Genomic DNA, 21,193 nt, shown 5'->3' with positions numbered 1-21,193 from the left:
TTGTATTTATGGAAAGTACAAATGTATTTTTAATGAATGCATCAGAACACTTTTAATACAAAATCATATACTGGTAACAAGGCGTTTTATGTTCTTTTTTAGAAAATTGCACATATTATTGTTGTATTTTTAATATGAACACTTTATAATAAAATTCATCAAAAGTGTTATTAAATCAATGTTTTAGTATAAAATATTGTACTTCTCAGGAGTGCAATTGTTCATATGTGGAGGTTTGGAGAAATGGAAAAGATTATGGTTACAGGTGCTCTTGGTCAAATTGGCTCGGAGCTAGTAGAAAAACTTCGTAGTATTTATGGAGAGGACAATATATTGGCGACGGATATACGAAAGCTTGAACATACTAAGGGTCCATTCGAAGTACTGGACGTGACAGATGGACAAAGGATGCATGATTTAGCTAAGGATTTTGGGGCAGATACGATGATGCATTTGGCAGCATTATTATCTGCAACAGCGGAAAAAAATCCGTTACTTGCCTGGAATTTAAACATGGGTGGTCTGATGAATGCGTTAGAAGTTTCCCGTGAGTTAAATTTACAATTTTTCACACCAAGTTCAATCGGTGCATTTGGACCATCTACACCTAAGGATGATACACCACAAGATACGTTACAGCGCCCAACAACTATGTATGGTGTTAACAAAGTAGCCGGTGAATTATTATGTGACTATTATTTTAATCGTTTTGGTGTAGATACACGTGGGGTACGTTTCCCAGGTTTAATTTCTTATGTAACTCCTCCTGGAGGCGGTACGACAGACTATGCGGTTGAAATATTTTATGAAGCAATTCAGCAAGGGAAGTATACATCGTATATTCAAGAAGGAACTTACATGGATATGATGTATATGCCGGATGCATTACAAGCTATTGTAGATTTAATGGAAGCTGACAGTAGCAAGTTAATTCACCGCAACGCATTTAATATTACTGCGATGAGTTTTGAACCATCTCAAATAGCGGCTGAAATTAAAAAGCATTTGCCACAATTTCGTATGGATTATAAAGTAGATCCAGTGCGTCAGGCGATTGCTGACAGTTGGCCAAACTCTATAAATACAGAGGCAGCTAAAAATGAATGGGGCTTCAAAGCGGAATATGACTTAGCTAAAATGACGGTTGATATGTTAGAGAAATTAAAAATTAAGCTGCAAAAAAAGGCTATTTCTTAAAAAATATATATTAAACCAGAAGTTTGTACTATAAAGCAGGTGAGGAAAACAATTTTGTTTTCTTTGCCTGTTTTTTTATCGAGAAAAGATATGAATGTATATATTGAAAAAGATGGATAGGAAAGAAAAAGTGAGCATGAAAAAGAAAATTTTTGGAATATATAGCATCGTAATTAATTTTTTAATATAATCATATTCAGAATATTAATATTATTCTGTTAAAATTGATGTTAATATTCTACAAAGTTTGGGGAAATTCACAAGAAGAAGGGATGATGTTTTATGATGCAAGCACCGTTAGTATTAACAAATTTTTTTAAGCGAGCAGAAAGTTATTTTGCTAGAAAGACAATCGTGTCACGTACAAGCCCACATAAAATTCACCGTTTAACATATGGAGAATGGGCAAAGAGAACCCGTCGATTAGCAGATGCGCTTACAAAGCTGGGGATGGAAAAGGGAAAGAAGATTGGTTCCTTCGCTTGGAATCAGCATCGCCACTTAGAGGCGTATTTTGCGGTGCCATGTGCTGGTGCTATATTGCATATGGTCAATATTCGATTATCAGAAGAACATTTAATTTATATTATTAACCATGCGGAAGATGAAATTTTAATGATTGATGAAGATCTTGTCCCTATCATTGAAAATATTGCATCTGAGTTAAAGACAGTAAAACACTATATTATTATGACAGATGAAGATACTCTACCAGAGACAACATTACCGAATGCTTTGTCTTATGAGGAAATATTAGCATCTGCGGATGAAAACTTCGAATTTCCGGATGATTTAGAAGAAGAAGCACCAGCAGGTATGTGTTATACAAGTGCAACGACAGGGAATCCAAAAGGAGTTGTTTATTCTCATCGTGGCTTAGTGCTACACAGTATGATGCTTAGCATGTCCGATTCCATGGGTATTGCTGAACGTGATGTGGTAATGCCGATTGTGCCGATGTTCCATGCGAATGCATGGGGTTTACCATTTGCGAGTGTTAATGTGGGAGCAAGTCAAGTATTGCCAGGCCCTCAATTTACATCTGATTTAATTTTAGATTTAGTAGAGCAAGAAAAGGTGACATTGACGGCAGGTGTACCGACAATTTGGATTGGTGCATTACAGGAACAGGAGAAGCGTGAGCGAGATATTAGTTCGCTACGTGCGATTTGTTGTGGTGGTTCGGCATCACCAACACGTTTAATTCGTACTTTTGAAGAAAAGTACGGTATTCCGTATATCGTTGTCTATGGGATGACAGAGACGACACCGATCGTTGCATTATCGAATTATATGTCATGGATGGATGAATGGCCGATTGAAAAACGAATTGAAGCGCGTGCTATGCAAGGTATGACGATGGCTGGTATTGAGTCTAGTATTGTCAATGATAATGGAGAGGTGCCGTGGGATGGTGAGACGATGGGGGAATTACGTCTACGTGGTCCTTGGATTTCACATGAATACTATCGTGACGAGCGTACGAAAGATGCATATCGAGATGGTTGGTTATTTACGGGAGATATTGCGGTACGAACGGCGGATGGCTTTATTAAAATTACCGATCGCACAAAAGATTTAATTAAATCTGGTGGGGAATGGATTTCATCCGTAGATTTAGAAAATGCATTAATGACACATGACGCTATTTTTGAAGCAGCAGTAATTGCAATTCCACATGCCAAATGGCAAGAACGTCCGCTTGCTTGCGTAGTTTTAAAGGAAGGGATGTCAGCAACAGAAGAAGAATTGTTAGCATTTTTAGAAAGTCAATTTGCGAAATGGTGGGTGCCGGACGATATTGTATTTCTAGATGAAATACCAAAAACATCTGTCGGCAAATTCTTAAAAGCTAAGTTACGTGACAATGTGGCGGAAATTTATCCGAAATTAAGTACGCTTGTGTAACATGATATAAGGCATCGAGAATACATTTCTCGATGCCTTTGTCTTTTTCAGCCTTATAATTGTAGCCGTTGATTGGATTGGACGCATCCACGTAACGAAACTCAACCGCTTTTGGAGCTATTATTTATTCAACATATTGAAAACTTGTTCAACGTCTTTATCTCCGCGACCTGAAATATTAATGATAATACTCTCTTCAGGTGATAAAGTTGGAGCTAATTTGAATGCATGTGCAACAGCATGCGAGCTTTCCAATGCAGGAATAATTCCTTCAACTTTAGAAAGTATTTGGAATGCTTCAAGTACTTCTTCGTTTGAAACTGTTACATACTCACCGCGACCGATTGTTTTTAAATAACTATGTTCAGGACCTGCGCCAGGGTAGTCAAGACCAGCTGCGATAGAATACGTTGGCAGTGGATTACCTTGTGCATCTTGCAGTAGTAAGCATTTGAAACCATGTAATTCACCTGGAGTACCTTCATTCAATGTCGCTGCTTTATCGGGCTCAATGCCGATTAAGCGAACTCCTTCATCAGCGATATATTCTGCAAATGCACCGATTGCATTACTGCCACCACCAACACAAGCAAGCACGGCTGCTGGGAGCTTACCTTCTTTTTCTAAAATTTGTTCACGACTCTCGCGGCTAATTACCGATTGGAAATGCTTCACCATTGAAGGGAAAGGATGTGGTCCTACCGCAGAGCCTAATAAATAGAAAGTTGTTTCATAGTTTTCTACTAAATCAGCAAATGCCTCGTCTACTGCATCTTTTAAACGCCCTTGCCCTTTATCAACCGCAACGACTTTTGCACCGAGTAGCTCCATACGGAATACGTTTAATGCTTGACGCTTTGTATCTTCTAGCCCCATGTAGACTGTGCAATCCATGCCAAACATTGCACAAGCTGTTGCTGTGGCAACACCGTGTTGACCTGCACCTGTTTCTGCTATTACACGATTAGCACCCATACGTTTTGCAAGTAATATTTGACCTAGTACATTATTAATTTTATGAGAACCAGTATGATTAAGATCTTCACGCTTTAAATAAATTTTAGCGCCACCTAGTTGCTTTGTTAAGTTCTCAGCAAAATATAGTGGCGATTTACGACCTACATATTCACGGAAATAATAATCTAGTTCATTATTAAAATCTGCATCATCCTTATATTTTTGGAAATTCTCATCTAAAATATTTAAAACATTTTGAAGTTCTTCAGGAACGAAGCTACCTCCAAATTCACCAAAATATCCTTTTTGCTCGACTGTTGTACTCATCTGTTCTCGACTCCTCTATTCTAATTTTCCATAAAAAAAAGCCACTTCAATCCCTCTATAAAAAGGACGAGTAACCGTGGTGCCACCTTTATTCGCAAAATTGCGCGCTTGTGTACTCCTGTAACGGGGAGTTAGTTCGGCCTCATTTTACTGAGGCTGCTCCAAAGTCCATTCACAAGTTCATACTACTGATTTGCACCAGCCATCAGCTCTCTAAAAGTACAAGTTCTTGCTACTATTCTTTTTCTTAGCATTTATTATTGAAAAATTTTAAAGTATTTTCAAAATAGTGTCAAGAGAAAGAAAATGGATTTTTGATGCAAGGATTAACGAAGTCACAAAAGCTTAGAGAGGACAAAAAAAGACGAATCTAAAAAGACTCGTCTGTTAAATCAAGTTTTTGAAATTTAAGCGCTTATTAAGTATATACATAATCGGCGCACCGACTGCTAATACAACAAATTCACCTGCTGCGACTGTTAGCCATGTCCAAAAGAATGGTAATTCCAGTGCTAAGTTCAGTTCGAAGGCGATGATAAACATCGTGCAAGTAAATAAAAAGGTGTTAATAATTAACCGTGCCCATATATTTTTTACAAATTTACAAATAACAATAAATAGGCCAAGCGTAATCATTGTCTGTCCAACGCCGAAAACTAAATCGTAAGGACCGAGTGGTGAAAATAAATTGGAAATAAAGACACCCATAATAATCCCAACGGCAAATCGAGGGTTAAAGGCAACTAAATGATTAAAAATTTCCGAAACGCGGAATTGCACCTCTGTAAAACCGAATGGTGCGACTAGCAAAGTAACAGCAATATAAAGCGCGGCAATAATGCCACTTGCTGCTAAAAATTTTACTTTCATATTCATTTCTCCTTAGTTTTTTTTCGTGGGATGGTTACGAACCACGTAGAGCAAGTGCTATCATATCAGTGTTCATGAGGGTTTGTAAATAGCTATGTGCAAAATGCGTAAAGCTAGAATATTCGTAGTATTGCATCTAATGGGTAAGGTGTAATGATTACCAATTTTTTAAGTGTAAGGTACTGGTCTACCGACAGAAAAAATGTCGGTTGAAATGGCGGGAAAGCTTCAACTATAATTAGTTTTAATTAGAGAATAAGTGAATTTGTAAAGTCACTATAACAGATAACGACATCAACTACAGGAACTACTGGTGCCACTTATTTAGTTGCCATAACGAGTAATTATTACACACAAAACGGGAAGTGTTAGGTATTAGTGAGAAACATTATAATATCAACTATCTTTAGTGTAATTGGAGGTGTAGCTTTGAAGAAAATCTTACCACTGTTATTCGGGATGTTGATTCTACTAGTTGGTTGTAGTAATAAGGAAAAAAATTATAATGTATATACAGGAAAAGATTTAAAGATCGGTGTAATTGGTACAATTCCTGCGATAAGAGAAGAAAATATAATCTTTCAAAAAATTACCTTTGAGGATTTGAAAAATAACACGGAATATCTTTCTAAAGAATTAGATGCAATTATGATTATGAAAGAATTTTTAAGTGAAGCAGCTGATGATCAATATGTGCTTTCTTATAAAACGTTAAAAGTTCCGATATTTTTCATGCAATCTACGAAAGCCCATGTACCATTTGTCAATGAAGGTGTTCAGTATGACGAAGTTATTGATATTCAACCTTCAAGTTATGCAACTGGGTTCCTATATTTAGGAACAGAAAGAATATAAGGACAATACATGGAGATATGAGTTAAAAAATAAAGAGAGTATTCAAGATGTCTTTTCGCGTATTTTTTCTACAATTGAATCTGTTAAGCTTTTAATTTATATATAAGTTTTAAGATCGGGTTATGTTAGCTCGATCTTTTTTTGTGCCATGAAAAAGAGACTTAACCAGTTTTACGCACAACAACATATGGAGGCGCACTTTAACTTTCGAAAAATTGCCATACAATTATTTATTATATTACAAAAGAATTATAGTACTAGAAATGTAGCAGTTTAGCGGTTTAAAGCGCCAAATTGAACGAAAAAGTAAAATATTTTGTCAAATATAAAAGTCAGAACATTCATAATGTTGTTGACGAATATCAATAATAACGATAATATAGCGATACATTCACACTTTGCTAGAGTGAAGTGTGATAGATAATAGAGATATTAGTCGGGGGGATTAATTGTGAAGCGCAATATGACAAAGCTTTCGTTCCTATTATTTGGATTAGTATTACTGCTTGCTGCTTGTGGTAGCGGGGGTTCTAGTTCATCTGATTCAAAAGGCGACGAAAAGAATAATGCAAGTGAGAGCGGTAGTGTAGATCAAAAAACATATAAAATCGGGATTACGCAAATTGTTGAGCATCCATCTTTAAATGCGGCAACAGAAGGCTTTAAAAAAGCAATTGAGGATTCTGGCTTAAAAGTGGATTACGATCCACAAATCGCACAAGGTGATAACAGTCTGAATACGACAATTGCCAATAACTTAGTAAGTGCAAACGTAGATTTAATTTTTGCTAACTCTACACCTTCTGCACAAGCGGCAGCGACTGCTACAAGCGATATTCCAATTATCTTTACTTCGGTAACAGATGCAGTTGGTGCGCAACTAATTGAATCAATGGAGAAACCAGGGAAAAATGTAACAGGTACGATTGATTTACATCCTGAAACAATTTCTAAAACGGTAGCATTCTTAAAAGAGCTAGGTGCTAAAAATGTAGGTATGGTCTACAATGCTGGTGAGCAAAATTCAGTAGCACAAGTAACAGAAGTGAAGAAGGTAATGGCCGAGCAAGGGCTTGAAGTAAAAGAAGCTTCAGCTGCAACTTCAGCAGATGTAAAACAAGCTGCTGAATCATTAATTGGTAAAGTAGATGCATTCTATATCATTACAGATAATACAGTAGTTTCTGCATTAGAATCTGTCATTGATGTTGCTAATGCAAATAAATTACCGCTTATTGTAGGAGAACTTGATTCTGTAGAGCGTGGTGGCTTAGCGGCATTTGGCTTTGAGTACTATGATATCGGTTATGAGGCTGGTCAAATGGCTGTGAAAATTTTAAAAGGTGAGGCTACGGCAGCTGATACACCAGCTCAATATCCTCAAAACTTAAAATTAGTAGTGAACAAAAAAGTAGCTGATGATTTAGGAATCGAAATTAAAGATTCTTGGGGCGCAGAGCTTTTAGAGAAATAATGCATAAGTGAAGTCAATTTTAAGCTGAAGCGGGGGAGGATTAACCCCGCTTTATCTTCATTTTAATTTGCTTCCGAAGAAGTCTATTGCTCCTATAGTGGGAAATGAATGCCAAAGTGCTACCAATGCAGTGGGGTTTAAAACCTAGCTGAGCCGAGATAAAGCCCACGGTGGATGTTATAGATTATGAGGTACTTTTCAAGCAAACTCGAAAAAATAAAGACGCGATTACGACGAGACGTGAATGATACGATAATTTTTAGGAGATGATTCAACGATGTTTACAGCAATATTTGGCTCAGTGGAGCAAGGAATCATCTATGCAATTATGGCACTCGGTGTGTACTTAACATTCCGCGTGTTAGATTTTCCGGATTTAACGGTTGATGGAAGCTTTGTAACAGGGGCGGCAACAGCAGCGACAATGATTCTGCTTGGCTACCACCCAATCTTAGCGACTTTAGTGGCAATTGTTGCTGGATTTATTGCAGGATGTATGACAGGAATTCTTCACACAAAAGGGAAGATCAATCCGCTATTATCAGGAATTTTAATGATGATTGCCTTGTATTCTATTAACCTACGTATCATGGGGTTAACTGCAGAAAGTACGATAGGTCGTCCGAATATTCCATTGTTAAACTCTGAAACATTGTTTTCAAAGTTTCAAACATTTTGGAGTAATTTAGGTATCGATGATGCATTAAATAACGTATTAGAAAGCATCGGCATTCAGCAAGTACCGTCAACTTGGGGTACGTTGATTGTAGTTTTACTCATCACGATTTTAATTAAATTTATTGCGGACTGGTTCTTAAAAACAGAAGTTGGGCTTGCTATCCGAGCAACAGGAGATAATAAACGAATGATTCGTAGTTTCTCTGCGAATACAGATACACTTATTATTCTTGGGCTAGGTCTTTCAAATGCACTTGTCGCATTTTCTGGAGCTTTAATCGCACAATATTCGAAGTTCTCGGATGTTAGTATGGGGATCGGTATGATTGTGATCGGCCTTGCTTCTGTCATTATAGGTGAAGCAATCTTTGGCACAAAAACAATTATGCGAACTACTTTAGCTGTAATCGCAGGTGCTATTATTTACCGCATTATTTTAGCGTTAGCATTACGCGTTGATTTCCTTGATTCAGGCGATATGAAATTAATCACGGCGATTATCGTTATTTTAGCGCTTGTTGTACCGCAATTTGTTGATAAAAATAAAGAACGAAAGCGCAAAGCAAAGCGTGCAGCAGAACGTACTCAAGTAAAACCGGTAGAGCAGGGGGGAAAAGGCCTTGCTTAAATTAGACGGCATTAACAAAATTTTCAATGAAGGTACACCTGATGAAAAAATTGCACTTGCTGAAATAAACCTGCATTTAAAACCAGGTGATTTCGTTACAATTATCGGTAGTAATGGTGCCGGTAAATCAACGATGATGAATATGATTTCTGGCGCGTTAACACCTGACTTCGGTTCTGTTTTAATAGACGGTAATAACGTGACGGGGTTGCCCGAATATAAACGCTCGCATTTTATTGGGCGAGTGTTTCAGGACCCTATGGCGGGTACAGCACCAACAATGACGATTGAAGAAAATTTAGCACTAGCGTATTCTAGAAATAAGAGTCGGGGATTGCATATTGGTGTGGATAAGAAGCGCCGACAAGTTTTTAAGGAATCATTAGAGATGCTTGGCTTAAACTTGGAAAATCGTCTATCGGCAAAGGTTGGTCTTCTTTCTGGTGGTGAGCGTCAGGCGTTATCACTTCTCATGGCCACGTTTACGAAGCCATCGATTTTATTGCTAGATGAGCATACAGCAGCACTTGACCCTTCGCGTGCTGAGCTTATTACGCGCATTACGAAGCATTTAGTTGAAAAGGATAACCTTACAACGCTGATGGTAACACACAATATGCAACAAGCATTGGATTTAGGAAATCGCCTCATTATGATGGATAAAGGTCAAATCATTTTGGAAGTCGGTGAGGATCGTAAACACGAACTAACTATTCCTGATTTAATGGCTGAATTTGAACGCATCCGTGGAGAGAAAATGAATTCAGACCGTGCGTTGCTAGGATAAAGATTTAACGCCCCTACATGAGTATGGGCGTTTTTAATGTTCTAGTGAAAATTCAGAATTGTTTGGGTGACTGGCACTTTAATATACAATAAGGAATGATTTAATGAAAAAAATTTATTTTATCCTCTTGGTTGCAGTTGCTATAGTGATTGTCTTTGTTTTAAACAATAATGTGGATAAGAAGGATCAAGCTATTTACGTTGCGACAAATGGAAATGATCAAAATGATGGTACAAAATCAAAGCCGTTTCGCACAATAAAAAAAGCGGCTTTAGAAGCAGATGCCGGTACTACCGTCCTCATACGAAAAGGAAATTATCATGAAAAACTTGTCGTAAAACAAAGTGGCACCAAGTCAAAACCGATTACATTTAAAGCTTACAACAAGGAGAAAGTTGTTCTTAGTGGAAAGGACTTGAAGGATGTTGAAGAGGATACAGCCTTAGTGGTGATAAATAATAAAAATTACGTGACCATCAGTGGATTAACTATTCAGGATTTATCTACTCATTTAGCGGACGAAACGGTAATGGGGATTTATGTAACAGGTTCTAGCAGCCATATTACACTAGAAAATAATCATGTGCAGCGCATTGAAACCTATGCAGATAATGGGAACGGCCATGGGATTGCTATATACGGAACTGGCACAATGCAAGATATACATATTTCAAATAATACATTAGAAGACTTGAAACTAGGGGCAAGTGAATCTCTTGTTCTAAATGGAAATATTGACGGTTTTAAAGTAGAAAATAATATAGTTCGCCGTAGTGATAATATCGGGATTGATCTAATTGGTTATGAAGGCATTTCAAATGATATAAAAGTGGACTTTGTGCGGAATGGCATCGTAAAGAATAATATAGTTTATGACATATCCTCTTACGGCAATCCAGCTTATGGGGAGGAGTATGCTGCTGGCGGAATTTATGTAGATGGTGGGAAAAATATAACCATTGAAAAGAATACCGTTTATAAAAGTGATATTGGAATAGAAGCAACCTCTGAGCATGCTAAAAAATACGCTGATAACATTAAAATAATAAACAATATTATTTATGAAAACTTTTACACTGGGATAGCAATTGGTGGGTATGATGAAGATCGGGGAGGTACGATCAATTCGACTATCTCTCAAAATATTCTTTATCGAAATGACACAAAGGGGCTTGATGGGGGACAGCTATTATTACAATATGATACAAAAAACAATGTGATAGAAAGAAATGTTTTCACCGCTGGACCATCGCGGATTTTTATCTCCAACTATTTTACAACCAATCAAAAAAATAAACTACAAAGGAATGTATTCCATAAAGAAAAAGGAGAAACGGGTATTTGGATATGGAAAGAGGAAGAATATACTTCTTTTTCTAAATTTCGAAAAGCCTCAAAAAGTGATGAGAAGTCAAGCTATATAGACCCGAAATATCAAAATGCAAACAAATATGATTTTCGGTTAAAAGAGGATTCGCCTGCCCAAAAAATTGTATACTAATTTTTCTTCTTTGTAGTGTGGGTCTATGCTATGTTCTTGGGGAGCATCCTACTGTCAGAATTCAGAATTGTTTGGGTGCCTGACACCTAATCCACTACGCCTTCCGCGGGCACAATGTAAGACGCAACCGTCACTGTCGCGCTGACTGTTGCGTCTTACATTTTGTGCAGTTCCCGCAGGAGTCTATGTGGATTTTTACTTGGTAATTAAAAAATATGCTACTGGTAGAATTCAGAATTGTTTGAGTGCCTGGCACTACCAGAAAGAAGAACTTATACGAGTAATCCAAATAATTGGATATCATTATTTACTTCTTTGTAGTTGAATCCAAACTCTTTCATCCGTCTTAGTAAGCCATCATAGTCATCACGATTACCGAGCTCAATGCCTACTAAGGCAGGGCCGCTTTCCTTGTTGTTTTTCTTTGTATATTCAAAAGTAGTAATATCATCATTTGGCCCTACAACACTTGTAAGGAATTGGCGTAGTGCACCTGCACGTTGAGGGAAACTTACGATGAAGTAGTATAGTAAGCCTTCATGAATTAAAGATTTTTCTTTAATTTCTTGCATACGCCCAATATCATTATTACCACCGCTAATAATAACGACGACAGATTTGCCTTTAATTTCTTCTTTATAGCTGTCGAGAGCAGCGACTGATAATGCGCCAGCTGGTTCAGCGATAATAGCATGTTTATTGTACAAATCCAATATTGTTGTACATACTTTTCCTTCGGGTACGAGTACGATATCGTCTAAGTATCGGCGACAAACATCATATGTGTGGTGACCGACGCATTTTACGGCAGCGCCATCAACGAATTTGTCAATCCAATCAAGAGCCACTGCACCGCCCTCTGCAAACGCGGCTTTCATACTGCCTGCGCCAGCTGGCTCTACACCGATAATTTTACTGTTGGGGGAGAGGTTTTTCACATAAGCTGAAACACCTGACATTAATCCGCCACCGCCGATACTACCGAATACATAGTCAATTGGTTCTTCCATGTCATTCATTATTTCAACAGCGACAGTTCCTTGTCCAGCGATGACGTCGAAATCATCGAAAGGGTGGATAAAGATTTTACTTTGTTCCTCGCAGTAGACCATTGCACTTTCAGCAGCATCATCAAACGTATCTCCTGCTAAAATAATTTCAACATAATCGCGGCCGAACATTCGGACTTGGTCGATTTTTTGTTTAGGGGTAGTTTGAGGCATAAAAATGCTAGCTTGAATCTTTAGTTGTGCACAGGCATAGGCAACACCTTGTGCATGATTGCCGGCACTTGCACAAACAACACCTGCTTCGCGAGCTTCTTCCTCAATTTTTTTAATTTTATAGTAAGCACCACGTAGTTTAAAAGAGCGAACATGTTGTAAATCTTCACGTTTGAAATAAATGTGGGCTCCGTATTTCTCCGATAAATAATCGTTTTTCTGCAGTGGCGTATGCACCACTACATCTTTTAAAAAGTGATGTGCAATTAAAATATTTTCTACTTGCACAGTTTTAGTATCAGCTACTTCCATAGTATTCATCCTCCGTTTTACGTATAAAACATTCATCTATGATAGCATATTTTTCTCGACTTTTGTTATAAATTTTTAGTAAATTCTAAATTTTCGGTGTCTATTTTTATCATAGCGTTTTATTGAGGTAGCATAATCTGTTATGTTCGAGAAAAAACGTCTATTATTCGAGTTTAGTAGTAATTAAATTGTTTAGAATTTTTTAAAAATGAGAAGTGGATCACACATCATAACGATGATTGGCGAGCATATACTAGATTAGTTTAGGACAAGTAGGGGGGAAGCAGTTGGACATTATTCACGGAATACTATCTACATATATGCAATTTTTCGATTGGGACATGTGGAAAAAAGTATTGGCAGATCCAGTATCGTGGGGATTAATTTCATCGCTTATTGTAATTGAGGGATTACTATCAGCAGATAATGCCCTCGTACTAGCGGTACTTGTCAAACATTTACCGGATAAGCAACGTAAACGGGCATTAATGTATGGTATGCTTGGCGCTTATTTTTTCCGTTTTATATTTATTGGAATTGGTGTATATCTAGTAGAATTTTGGTTTATTAAAGTGTTGGGGGCTTTGTATTTAGGGTGGATTAGTATCGCTCATTTTTTACAACTAGGACAAGAGGATAGTGTTAAAGAGGTAAAAAAGTCTGGATTGATGGTACGTGTTTTTGGCGTATTTTGGGCAACGGTTATTTCTGTAGAGTTAATGGATATTGCCTTTTCAATTGATTCAATATTTGCTGCCTTTGCGATATCTGATCAAGTTTGGGTATTATTAATAGGCGGAATGTTAGGTATTTTAATGATGCGAACAATAGCAGGTTTATTTTTAATTATCATTGAAAAAATACCAGAGCTAGAGGCGACTGCTTTTATCATTATTGGCATCATTGCACTTAAGATGTTAGTGACTGTATTTGGAATATATGTGCCTCATTATTTGTTTTTTGTTATTTTAGTAATTGCATTTGTTTTAACGATGATTGTACATGTAATCAATAAATTGAAAATAGCTAAATAAAAACGGTTGTGACCTCTTTAGGGCACAACCGCTTTTTGTATTATTTTATATAATTGTCAGGGTTAACAATGTAGAACTTTTCAACATTAAGCCAGCTTTCGCTCATTGGCTCGCCGTCGTCAATACGTTTTTCAGTTTCTTGCATCATCCAACCTGTTTGAGAAGCGTGAGCTTGTAATGCTTTTAATTTATCCATTTTCATTTCACGAATATCGATTTGAACGTGTGGCTCGCCGTTTTTAGCGAGTGTATCATTGGCGAAGGCACATCCGAAAATTTGAGGTCGCGCTGCTTTAGGCATGCGGCGAACAGCCTCAACAACAGCACGTGCTGTTGCTTCATGGTCAGGATGCACTGCAAAGCCTGGAAGGAAAGTGAAAATAAGCGATGGCATTAATTCTTCAATCAAGCCTTCCATGAGCTTGACCATTTTTTCATCATCTTCAAATTCAATTGTCTTATCCCGTAGGCCAAGCATACGTAAATCTTGAATACCCATAGCATCCGCTGCATCAACTAGCTCCTTGCGGCGTATTTCTGGCAACGATTCACGCGTAGCAAAAGGTGGATTTCCTAAATTACGACCCATTTCACCCAATGTTAAGCAGGCATATGTAACAGGTGTATTCATCTTCTTTGTATAATAAGCAATCGTTCCAGCAACTGAAAAAGCCTCATCGTCTGGGTGAGGGTAAACAATTAAAATATGACGTTGTGGTTGTAAATTCAAAAAGTTGTCCCCCTTAGTAAGTAAACGGCGTTTCGCTAATTTCAAGTGCTATCGCCAATTTACCTGAATAGTCTAGTCCAGCCATTAATAAACGGCCTAATTCATCTAATTCATAATGTGTAATACCTTGAGCATAAACCCAACCATGTGCCATTTTTAAGCCAACACGATGTGGAGAGGCATCTACCACTTTAGCCAGTTCGTAATTAATTTTTGCATTACGTATGAATGCACCGGCATTAAAAAACTTTTCATCATAGTGTGCTGCGTAAGAACCGTTTGTCGTCTCAAGATGGATATAAACGTCTTTGTTGGCGAAAGAATTTAGTAATTCTTGCAACGTCTCTACTTGTACTTCTTGCATCTTAACACTCCTCTCGATTATTTCTTTCTTAAGTATAGTCAAAAAAGGTCACAAAGGGAAATTGAATGACCTTTTTATGACAAATTTTTGTTGAGGTAAATGTTCATATTTTAAAATTGGGTAAAATAGTGAAATCGCAAAAGATTATGATTCACTTGTTATTTTTTTAAGCAAAATCCTTGAAAAAGTTATTGTAATGTATCAATATATAGAGTGTGAAAGCAAATATGTACAAAAAGTGTCGCTTGAATTTGTATGCGGTTTCACAAAATAAAAAGATGTTGCATATTTGACTTCTCTCACGTAGAGTGACAGTTTACCATGCAGAAGGGGATTTTAAGTAAGACAAAAACGATTTCTATCTTGGTACAATAGATGACGTCCTTCTACATAATTTGGTTTAAAGCTGTAGCGTGAAGAGAAGACATGAAAGCTCATTATCATAGTATAGTAAAAAAGCCACCATTCTCTTTATGACGGAGAATGGTGGTTTTTTTACATGTATGCGCATCAAAAATAAGACTACTCATAGCGGAGCGAATAGGATATGTACCTTTTAATAACGATTGAGCTTCTTTTCAATGGAATCTAAACGACTATTAACGGATTGTAATTGTTTGTACATTTGTTTAAATTGTTGATTTTGATCTTGTGAATTGGAAGCAAGTAATTGCGCATCCTCCTCCTCCTCCTGTAACGCTAATATCGTGGCAAGGGTGGATAGTGAGTAACCGAGAGTTAATATAATTGATGCGATTACTTCAACTTTAGAAGAAGTTATTTCTCCAGCTAACAAGCGTGATTCTTCAGTTGTTTCCTCAGATTTTTGTTTTTTCATACGTCTCCCTCCCATATACAGCTAATATATGGCATATGCAGCGATACGGTATCTTGTCCTATTTTATTGTGTAAATGTAAAAATTTTTAATTTTCAGATAATAATATTGATTTTTCAATTAAAATATTGCATTATAATAGGAACAAAAAATAAGTAATGGGGGAATTGATGGGATGAAGGATTATAAGTTTTGTAAAGAATCTAGAGTTATGCGGACAAGTCGTGTTTTTCCGAATGATGTAAACAATCATAATACTCTTTTTGGTGGTCGCTTAATGAGTGATATCGATCAAGTCGCATCAATTTCTGCAGCCAAACATAGTAGAAGAGATTGTGTCACCGCTTCAACAGATTCGGTCGATTTCTTACAACCAATTCGGCCTACTGACTCTGTCTATTTTGAGTCCTATGTGACATGGACAGGGACTTCTTCGATGGAGGTATTTGTGAAAGTTATTTCCGAAAATCTCAAAACAGGGGAGCGAAAAGTTGCCGCAACAGCATTATTAACCTTTGTCGCACTTGATGAACATAATCAGCCTACTGCAGTTCCGCGCGTTATACCTGAAACAGTAGAGGAAACAAAATTGCATGAGACTGCTTCTGAACGAGCAAAAGCACGTGCGGAGCGTAAAAAAGAAAGTAAAGCATTAGCTAGTTTTATCTCCATGAACGATCCATGGGATTATCGGCTCGAACTAATGGTTAACTATATGTAAAAAAAGGTATCTAATTAGAAAAAACCTGACCTGTAGGCAAGATGTGTAGGTCAGTTCTAATTAGATACCTTTTTATATTCTATAGGGGATGAGAGCACTTTAATTAGTGCTCTATCTACTATATTAAATGTACTTTTACATTCATTAAACTTCAGTTACAGTCACTTCTGGTGCTCCAAAGCGAGATTTTGCACCGTGCATTACGGGTCCAACATAGTCGTTTAACGCCCAACCATGAGCGATGGCAGCTGATACAAATTCCTTTGCTTCAATAACAGCTTCTTTTACAGATAGACCATTAGCTAAATTTGCTGTTACAGATGCAGCGAATGTGCAGCCTGCACCATGGTTATAGGTAGAAGCTACTTTTTCTGACTCTAACAAGTAGAATGTTTCACCATCAAAAAATAAGTCTGTAGCTTTTTCTGTTGCTAACGCTTTGCCACCTTTAATGACAACAGCTTTTGCCCCTAGCTCATGAATTTTACGCGCTGCTGTTTTCATCTCATCAATTGACTTAGGTGTACCTGTGCCAGCTAATTGACCAGCTTCAAAAAGGTTCGGTGTTGTAACTGCAGCTAGCGGTAGAAGATATTGAATCATAGCATCAGTGTTTCCAGGATTTAATACTTCATCATCACCTTTACATACCATAACAGGATCAATGACAACATTAGAAGTACCAGATTTTGCGATTGCTTCACCAGCTATGCGAATGATTTCCTCTGTTGAAAGCATACCTGTTTTAACTGCATCAATGCCTGTAGATAATGCTGTATCAATTTGTTTTTGAAGAAGCTCCGTTGGTAATGGTGTTACATTATGTGTCCAACCATTAGGATCCATTGTAACAACTACTGTTAGTGCCACCATACCGTATGTGCCATGTTCTTGGAATGTTTTAAGGTCTGCTTGCATGCCAGCGCCGCCAGATGTATCTGAGCCTGCAATAGTTAAAGTTTTTTTAAGAGCCATGTTAAAGATCTCCTTCGTTTTTGAATAGTTTAATCTACCGTTAAGTATAGTCCTATTCTGATTCTGTAAAAATAGTCAGAAATCAATATTTTTATAAGGTCAGTTTAAATTGAAACTTGAATAACGCATTATTTTTTTGTACCGTTGTAAGAAAGAAAGGGGCTTGTAATTTCAATGAAAGAAGTATTCCCAAATGATTGGCAAACAATACTAGCAGATGAATTAGAAAAAACATACTATCAACAGTTACGTCAATTTGTGGCACATGAATATTCGACACAGACGATTTATCCACCGATAAACGATGTAATGAATGCATTTACCTGTACGGCTTTTCGTGATGTAAAGGTTGTAATTTTAGGACAAGATCCATACCACGGTCCGAACCAAGCTCATGGCTTAAGTTTTTCTGTAAAGCCAGATGTTCCAAACCCGCCAAGCTTACGCAATATGCTACAAGAATTACAGGATGATATAGGTTGCCCAGTTCCTCAGCATGGTACATTAACGAAATGGGCACAGCAGGGTGTATTGCTTTTAAATACTGTACTAACAGTAAGAGCAGGACAGGCCAATTCCCATAAGAACCAGGGTTGGGAACAGTTTACGGATGCTGTTATCGAAAAACTTGCAGCGAGACAAAAACCAATTATCTTTGTGCTATGGGGCAAGCCGGCACAGCGCAAAAAGCAAATAATTTGTCAGCATTCAACATCCCATGTGATTTTAGAAGCACCACATCCTAGTCCACTAAGTGCCTATAGAGGATTTTTTGGAAGCAAACCGTATTCAAAGATTAATGAGCAGTTAATTGAATGGGGAGAGCAACCAATTGATTGGTGTTTAGGATAAAGTGGCACAAATCGTTTGCTTTATACACTATAAAAATAATGATACAGTTAATAATAGAAGAAAGAGAGGCACACAATGCAGGTAAATTGTTTTAAATGTCAATATTTTAAAGTAACATGGGACCCGCAAACACCGCGTGCTTGTGTAGCATACGGCTTTAAAACAAAGCAAATACCATCAGTTGTTGTCAAACAATCATCTGGCACGGACTGCCTAAAATTTGTACCAAAAGTAGAAGGTGAGAGAGCGCAATGATTTCATATGAAGCTGTCATACAGCAACTTGAAAAACAATTAGCCAGTGCAAAAAATACAACGAATGACCAGCAAATTCGTGAGGCATTGACAGCCATTCGTGCATTATGTGATGTGGTACTGGATTTACCAACAGATAGCGCACAAATTCAGCCAAAGCATTTACCGCAAATGTTAAGTACAGAGCAAATGCCATCTACATTAAACACAGCAAAAATAAAACATGACGATGGCGCAAACGGAGATTCAATTTTTGATTTTTAGATTGTTTGCTAAACGTTCCTAAAAACTAGCGATGTTGAGCATTAAGATGAAAAAAGGTAGGGTAAATGAGATGAAAAAATTTATTGTCACAGGTGCACTTCATGGTTTTTTAGCAGTAGCATTAGGTGCATTTGGTGCACATGCATTAAAAGATATAGTAGATGAATATGGTCTGGGCATTTGGGAAACAGCTGTGCAATATCAAATGTTCCATGCTACCGGTCTACTTATAATCGGTCTATTAATGAGCTCGAAATTGCTAGGTGAGGTTAAACAATTAAAGTTAGCAGGTATCTTCTTTAATCTAGGGATTGTATTTTTTGCCGGAAGCCTATATGTGTTAGCGGTCAGCGGCATTAAAGTTCTAGGGGCAATTACACCAATTGGTGGAGTGTTATTTTTAGCCGGCTGGGTACTGATAATCGTTAGTGCTTTAAAACATGCCAAATGATTAACGGCTATTTTTCACACCGCTTTTGTAAAGTAATATTCCATTAAAATCGAAAAAATTAGTATGCTAGGTAATACTGGCATGCTATTTTTTTATAGATAAAACAACCACTGTTTGTTTATATTTTAATTCCTATTGTTTTTGTAAGGATTTGTAGGGTACACTAGTATTACTAAAAAAAGGAACAAAAAGAAAGCGGGGTTAAAGTTATGGAGAAATTATTTACATTACTTGATGAGAGCTATGATGAGATGGTAGCAATTCGCCGCCATTTACATCAGTATCCGGAAATATCCTTTGAAGAAGTGGAAACACCAGCTTACATAGCAGCTTTTCATAGAGCATTAGGGCATGAAGTACGAGAGCAAGTAGGCGAACGAGGAGTTGTTGCAACGTTACGTGGTGCCAAGCCAGGAAAAACTGTGGCCCTACGTGCTGATTTTGATGCATTAGCTATCCAAGAAGAAAATGATGTGCCTTATAAGTCTATGGTTGACGGTAAAATGCATGCTTGTGGACATGATGGACATACCGCAACTTTACTTGGACTTGCCAAGGTGCTAAATGCCATGAAGGATGAGCTTGCTGGCAATGTAGTGTTCATTCATCAGCATGCAGAGGAGGTTGCACCAGGCGGAGCAAAGCCGATGATTGAAGATGGTTGCCTCGATGGAGTCGACGTGATCTTTGGTACGCATTTATGGGCACCAACACCACTTGGGGACATTTTAGTGAGAGAGGGAGCTATAATGGCTGCCGCTGATAAAGCTGAAATTCTTATTCAAGGAAAAGGAGGGCATGGTGCAGAACCACATCATTCCATCGATGCGGTTGTACTAGCGTCTCAATTTGTTATTAATGCACAGCAATTAGTTGCTCGTCGTATAGACCCATTAAAATCTGCTGTCTTAACAATTGGCCATTTTGAGGCGATAAATCCATTCAATGTTATAGCTGATCGAGTAGCTTTAACCGGTACTGTAAGAACATTTGAGGAAGATGTACGTACACAAATGGAACAGGAGCTTGAGGCAATATTAAAAGCTACTTGTCTTGCCTTTGGGGCAAGTTATGAATATCGTTATACAAGAGGATATCCACCAGTTTATAATCATGCGAAAGAAACAGAATTTGTTGCACAGCTTGCAGCGGATATTCCAGGAGTAGAAAATGTTATTACGTGTCCACCGTTTATGATTGGGGAAGATTTTGCGTATTACCTTGAGCGCATTCCCGGCACGTTTTTCTTTACGGGTGCCAAAAAACCTGAGTGGGAAACAGCCTATCCACATCATCATGCACGCTTTGATTTTGATGAACGTGCAATGCTAATCGCTGCAAAAACGTTAGGGAAAGCGACTTTGCAATTTTTGCAGGAAAATAACTAGTTAAAATGAGATTTAGACATAGCTTTATACTTAAAAACAACAAAATTGTTAATAAATTTCTGCCATAAAAGATGAAAAGTTGTTGGTAGCAAAGGCGGTGATTCCTAAGGAGGGCATTCAGCGCGTTCGCGACGGTTACGGCTATACGGTGTGCCCACGGAAAGCAACGGCGTAGCGGACAACAACTGCACAGCAAAAAAGTGTTAGATTGATTGCGGTCAATCTAACACTTTTTCTCTTTGGTTCAAACCTCATTTCAGTTATGGATTTTGATTGAAATAAGACATTTCCTCATCGAATTCAGCAAAATCAAAGTAAATCATTGGGAATAAAAAGCGATGATTTGATTTAATTTCTCTTAAAATAACGTGATCCCGACCTGCAGCTTCTACCACACCACGTACTGTCTTTGTATTTTTCCCTTGCTCAACAGCATGTTCAAAAGAAAAGTGGAAAGTACCAGGTTTTCCTCGATTCAAACGTAAGATATTTTCAATGTACGACTCCTCACGTCCAGGTGGCCGTCCGCTTGGAAGCGTCACTGGAGGAGGTGTCATTTGTTGTTGAGTTGTCGGTGTCCAATAGTAAGGCATCATAAGTATCGACC

22 protein-coding genes, 1 riboswitch and 1 other annotated feature are annotated in these 21,193 nt (G+C 37.6%); of the genes, 14 read left to right on the top strand and 8 right to left on the bottom strand.

Features of this window, described 5'->3' with window-relative positions:
• The first annotated feature begins 243 nt into the window (after positions 1-243).
• Positions 244-1,197 carry an L-threonine 3-dehydrogenase gene (locus NSQ74_RS00890; protein WP_340821057.1) on the top strand — a complete coding sequence of 318 codons (954 nt, stop codon included), beginning with the start codon at positions 244-246 and terminating at the stop codon, positions 1,195-1,197.
• 282 nt (positions 1,198-1,479) lie between these two features.
• On the top strand, positions 1,480-3,105 hold the full coding sequence (locus tag NSQ74_RS00885; protein WP_340821056.1) for a long-chain fatty acid--CoA ligase: 1,626 nt from the start codon (positions 1,480-1,482) through the stop codon (positions 3,103-3,105).
• Between the two features lie 120 nt (positions 3,106-3,225).
• Here NSQ74_RS00885 and trpB read toward each other — a convergent pair whose 3' ends face one another.
• Together trpB and NSQ74_RS00875 are read right to left on the bottom strand one after the other, a co-directional pair.
• Positions 3,226-4,389, bottom strand: coding sequence for a tryptophan synthase subunit beta (trpB, locus tag NSQ74_RS00880; RefSeq protein ID WP_340821055.1), 1,164 nt, complete (start codon positions 4,387-4,389; stop codon positions 3,226-3,228).
• 59 nt (positions 4,390-4,448) lie between these two features.
• Positions 4,449-4,647 (bottom strand) — a binding site (T-box leader).
• A gap of 129 nt (positions 4,648-4,776) precedes the next feature.
• The gene (locus NSQ74_RS00875; protein WP_340821054.1) at positions 4,777-5,259 is read right to left on the bottom strand and encodes a QueT transporter family protein; all 483 of its coding nucleotides are present in this window, start codon (positions 5,257-5,259) and stop codon (positions 4,777-4,779) included.
• Between the two features lie 6 nt (positions 5,260-5,265).
• A riboswitch (PreQ1 riboswitch) is annotated at positions 5,266-5,310 on the bottom strand.
• 378 nt (positions 5,311-5,688) lie between these two features.
• On the opposite strand from NSQ74_RS00875, the gene NSQ74_RS00870 reads away from it, so the two are divergent.
• The 5 genes from NSQ74_RS00870 to NSQ74_RS00850 all read left to right on the top strand — a co-directional run bounded on the left by NSQ74_RS00870 (position 5,689) and on the right by NSQ74_RS00850 (position 11,182).
• Entirely contained in the window at positions 5,689-6,114 is a 426-nt protein-coding gene (locus NSQ74_RS00870) for a hypothetical protein (protein ID WP_340821053.1), read from the top strand.
• 451 nt (positions 6,115-6,565) lie between these two features.
• Positions 6,566-7,588, top strand: a complete 1,023-nt coding sequence (locus NSQ74_RS00865; RefSeq protein WP_340821052.1) for an ABC transporter substrate-binding protein — start codon at positions 6,566-6,568, stop codon at positions 7,586-7,588.
• Between the two features lie 277 nt (positions 7,589-7,865).
• Positions 7,866-8,894, top strand: coding sequence for an ABC transporter permease (locus NSQ74_RS00860; protein WP_340821051.1), 1,029 nt, complete (start codon positions 7,866-7,868; stop codon positions 8,892-8,894).
• Positions 8,887-9,681 (top strand): ABC transporter ATP-binding protein, encoded by a 795-nt coding sequence (locus tag NSQ74_RS00855; RefSeq protein WP_340821050.1) that lies wholly within the window; start codon positions 8,887-8,889, stop codon positions 9,679-9,681. Before NSQ74_RS00860 ends, NSQ74_RS00855 begins: the two co-directional genes overlap by 8 nt.
• 103 nt (positions 9,682-9,784) lie before the next feature.
• The gene (locus NSQ74_RS00850) at positions 9,785-11,182 is read left to right on the top strand and encodes a right-handed parallel beta-helix repeat-containing protein (RefSeq protein WP_340821049.1); all 1,398 of its coding nucleotides are present in this window, start codon (positions 9,785-9,787) and stop codon (positions 11,180-11,182) included.
• A gap of 272 nt (positions 11,183-11,454) precedes the next feature.
• Here the strand turns inward: NSQ74_RS00850 and ilvA are convergent, their stop codons facing one another.
• A complete protein-coding gene (gene ilvA, locus NSQ74_RS00845) occupies positions 11,455-12,717 on the bottom strand; it encodes a threonine ammonia-lyase IlvA (protein ID WP_340821048.1) in 1,263 nt (420 codons plus the stop codon).
• 287 nt (positions 12,718-13,004) lie between these two features.
• On the opposite strand from ilvA, the gene NSQ74_RS00840 reads away from it, so the two are divergent.
• Positions 13,005-13,751, top strand: a complete 747-nt coding sequence (locus tag NSQ74_RS00840; RefSeq protein WP_340821047.1) for a TerC family protein — start codon at positions 13,005-13,007, stop codon at positions 13,749-13,751.
• A 40-nt stretch (positions 13,752-13,791) separates the two neighbouring features.
• Here the strand turns inward: NSQ74_RS00840 and bshB2 are convergent, their stop codons facing one another.
• The 3 genes from bshB2 to NSQ74_RS00825 all read right to left on the bottom strand — a co-directional run bounded on the left by bshB2 (position 13,792) and on the right by NSQ74_RS00825 (position 15,683).
• The gene (gene bshB2 / locus NSQ74_RS00835; RefSeq protein WP_340821046.1) at positions 13,792-14,481 is read right to left on the bottom strand and encodes a bacillithiol biosynthesis deacetylase BshB2; all 690 of its coding nucleotides are present in this window, start codon (positions 14,479-14,481) and stop codon (positions 13,792-13,794) included.
• A 13-nt stretch (positions 14,482-14,494) separates the two neighbouring features.
• Complete coding sequence (locus tag NSQ74_RS00830) at positions 14,495-14,845, bottom strand: YojF family protein (RefSeq protein WP_340821045.1); 351 nt, start codon at positions 14,843-14,845, stop codon at positions 14,495-14,497.
• Between the two features lie 556 nt (positions 14,846-15,401).
• Positions 15,402-15,683: a hypothetical protein gene (locus NSQ74_RS00825; protein ID WP_340821044.1), complete on the bottom strand. Its 282-nt coding sequence runs from the start codon at positions 15,681-15,683 to the stop codon at positions 15,402-15,404.
• A gap of 173 nt (positions 15,684-15,856) precedes the next feature.
• Here NSQ74_RS00825 and NSQ74_RS00820 point away from each other — a divergent pair, with 173 nt between their 5' ends.
• Positions 15,857-16,402 (top strand): acyl-CoA thioesterase, encoded by a 546-nt coding sequence (locus NSQ74_RS00820; RefSeq protein WP_337982127.1) that lies wholly within the window; start codon positions 15,857-15,859, stop codon positions 16,400-16,402.
• 144 nt (positions 16,403-16,546) lie between these two features.
• On the opposite strand, the gene thiD is transcribed toward NSQ74_RS00820, so the two are convergent.
• Positions 16,547-17,377: a bifunctional hydroxymethylpyrimidine kinase/phosphomethylpyrimidine kinase gene (gene thiD, locus NSQ74_RS00815; protein WP_340821043.1), complete on the bottom strand. Its 831-nt coding sequence runs from the start codon at positions 17,375-17,377 to the stop codon at positions 16,547-16,549.
• A 174-nt stretch (positions 17,378-17,551) separates the two neighbouring features.
• Here thiD and NSQ74_RS00810 point away from each other — a divergent pair, with 174 nt between their 5' ends.
• The 5 genes from NSQ74_RS00810 (at position 17,552) to NSQ74_RS00790 (ending at position 20,586) form a co-directional block, all read left to right on the top strand.
• On the top strand, positions 17,552-18,229 hold the full coding sequence (locus NSQ74_RS00810; protein WP_340821042.1) for a uracil-DNA glycosylase: 678 nt from the start codon (positions 17,552-17,554) through the stop codon (positions 18,227-18,229).
• Positions 18,230-18,304: 75 nt separating this feature from the next.
• Positions 18,305-18,484 carry a uracil-DNA glycosylase gene (locus tag NSQ74_RS00805; protein ID WP_340821041.1) on the top strand — a complete coding sequence of 60 codons (180 nt, stop codon included), beginning with the start codon at positions 18,305-18,307 and terminating at the stop codon, positions 18,482-18,484.
• Entirely contained in the window at positions 18,481-18,747 is a 267-nt protein-coding gene (locus NSQ74_RS00800; RefSeq protein ID WP_340821040.1) for a YwdI family protein, read from the top strand. The genes NSQ74_RS00805 and NSQ74_RS00800 overlap by 4 nt, the downstream gene beginning before the upstream one ends.
• A gap of 70 nt (positions 18,748-18,817) precedes the next feature.
• Complete coding sequence (locus tag NSQ74_RS00795) at positions 18,818-19,198, top strand: DUF423 domain-containing protein (protein WP_340821039.1); 381 nt, start codon at positions 18,818-18,820, stop codon at positions 19,196-19,198.
• 209 nt (positions 19,199-19,407) lie between these two features.
• Complete coding sequence (locus NSQ74_RS00790; RefSeq protein ID WP_340821038.1) at positions 19,408-20,586, top strand: M20 family metallopeptidase; 1,179 nt, start codon at positions 19,408-19,410, stop codon at positions 20,584-20,586.
• Between the two features lie 260 nt (positions 20,587-20,846).
• Here NSQ74_RS00790 and gerQ read toward each other — a convergent pair whose 3' ends face one another.
• Positions 20,847-21,182: a spore coat protein GerQ gene (gene gerQ, locus NSQ74_RS00785; RefSeq protein ID WP_173478664.1), complete on the bottom strand. Its 336-nt coding sequence runs from the start codon at positions 21,180-21,182 to the stop codon at positions 20,847-20,849.
• Between the last annotated feature and the right edge of the window lie 11 nt (positions 21,183-21,193).

Source organism: Lysinibacillus sp. FSL W8-0992, assembly GCF_038008685.1.
Taxonomy (GTDB): Bacteria; Bacillota; Bacilli; order Bacillales_A; family Planococcaceae; genus Lysinibacillus.
Note: the sequence above shows the minus strand (reverse complement) of the source record. Positions and strands in the feature narration are given on the sequence as shown.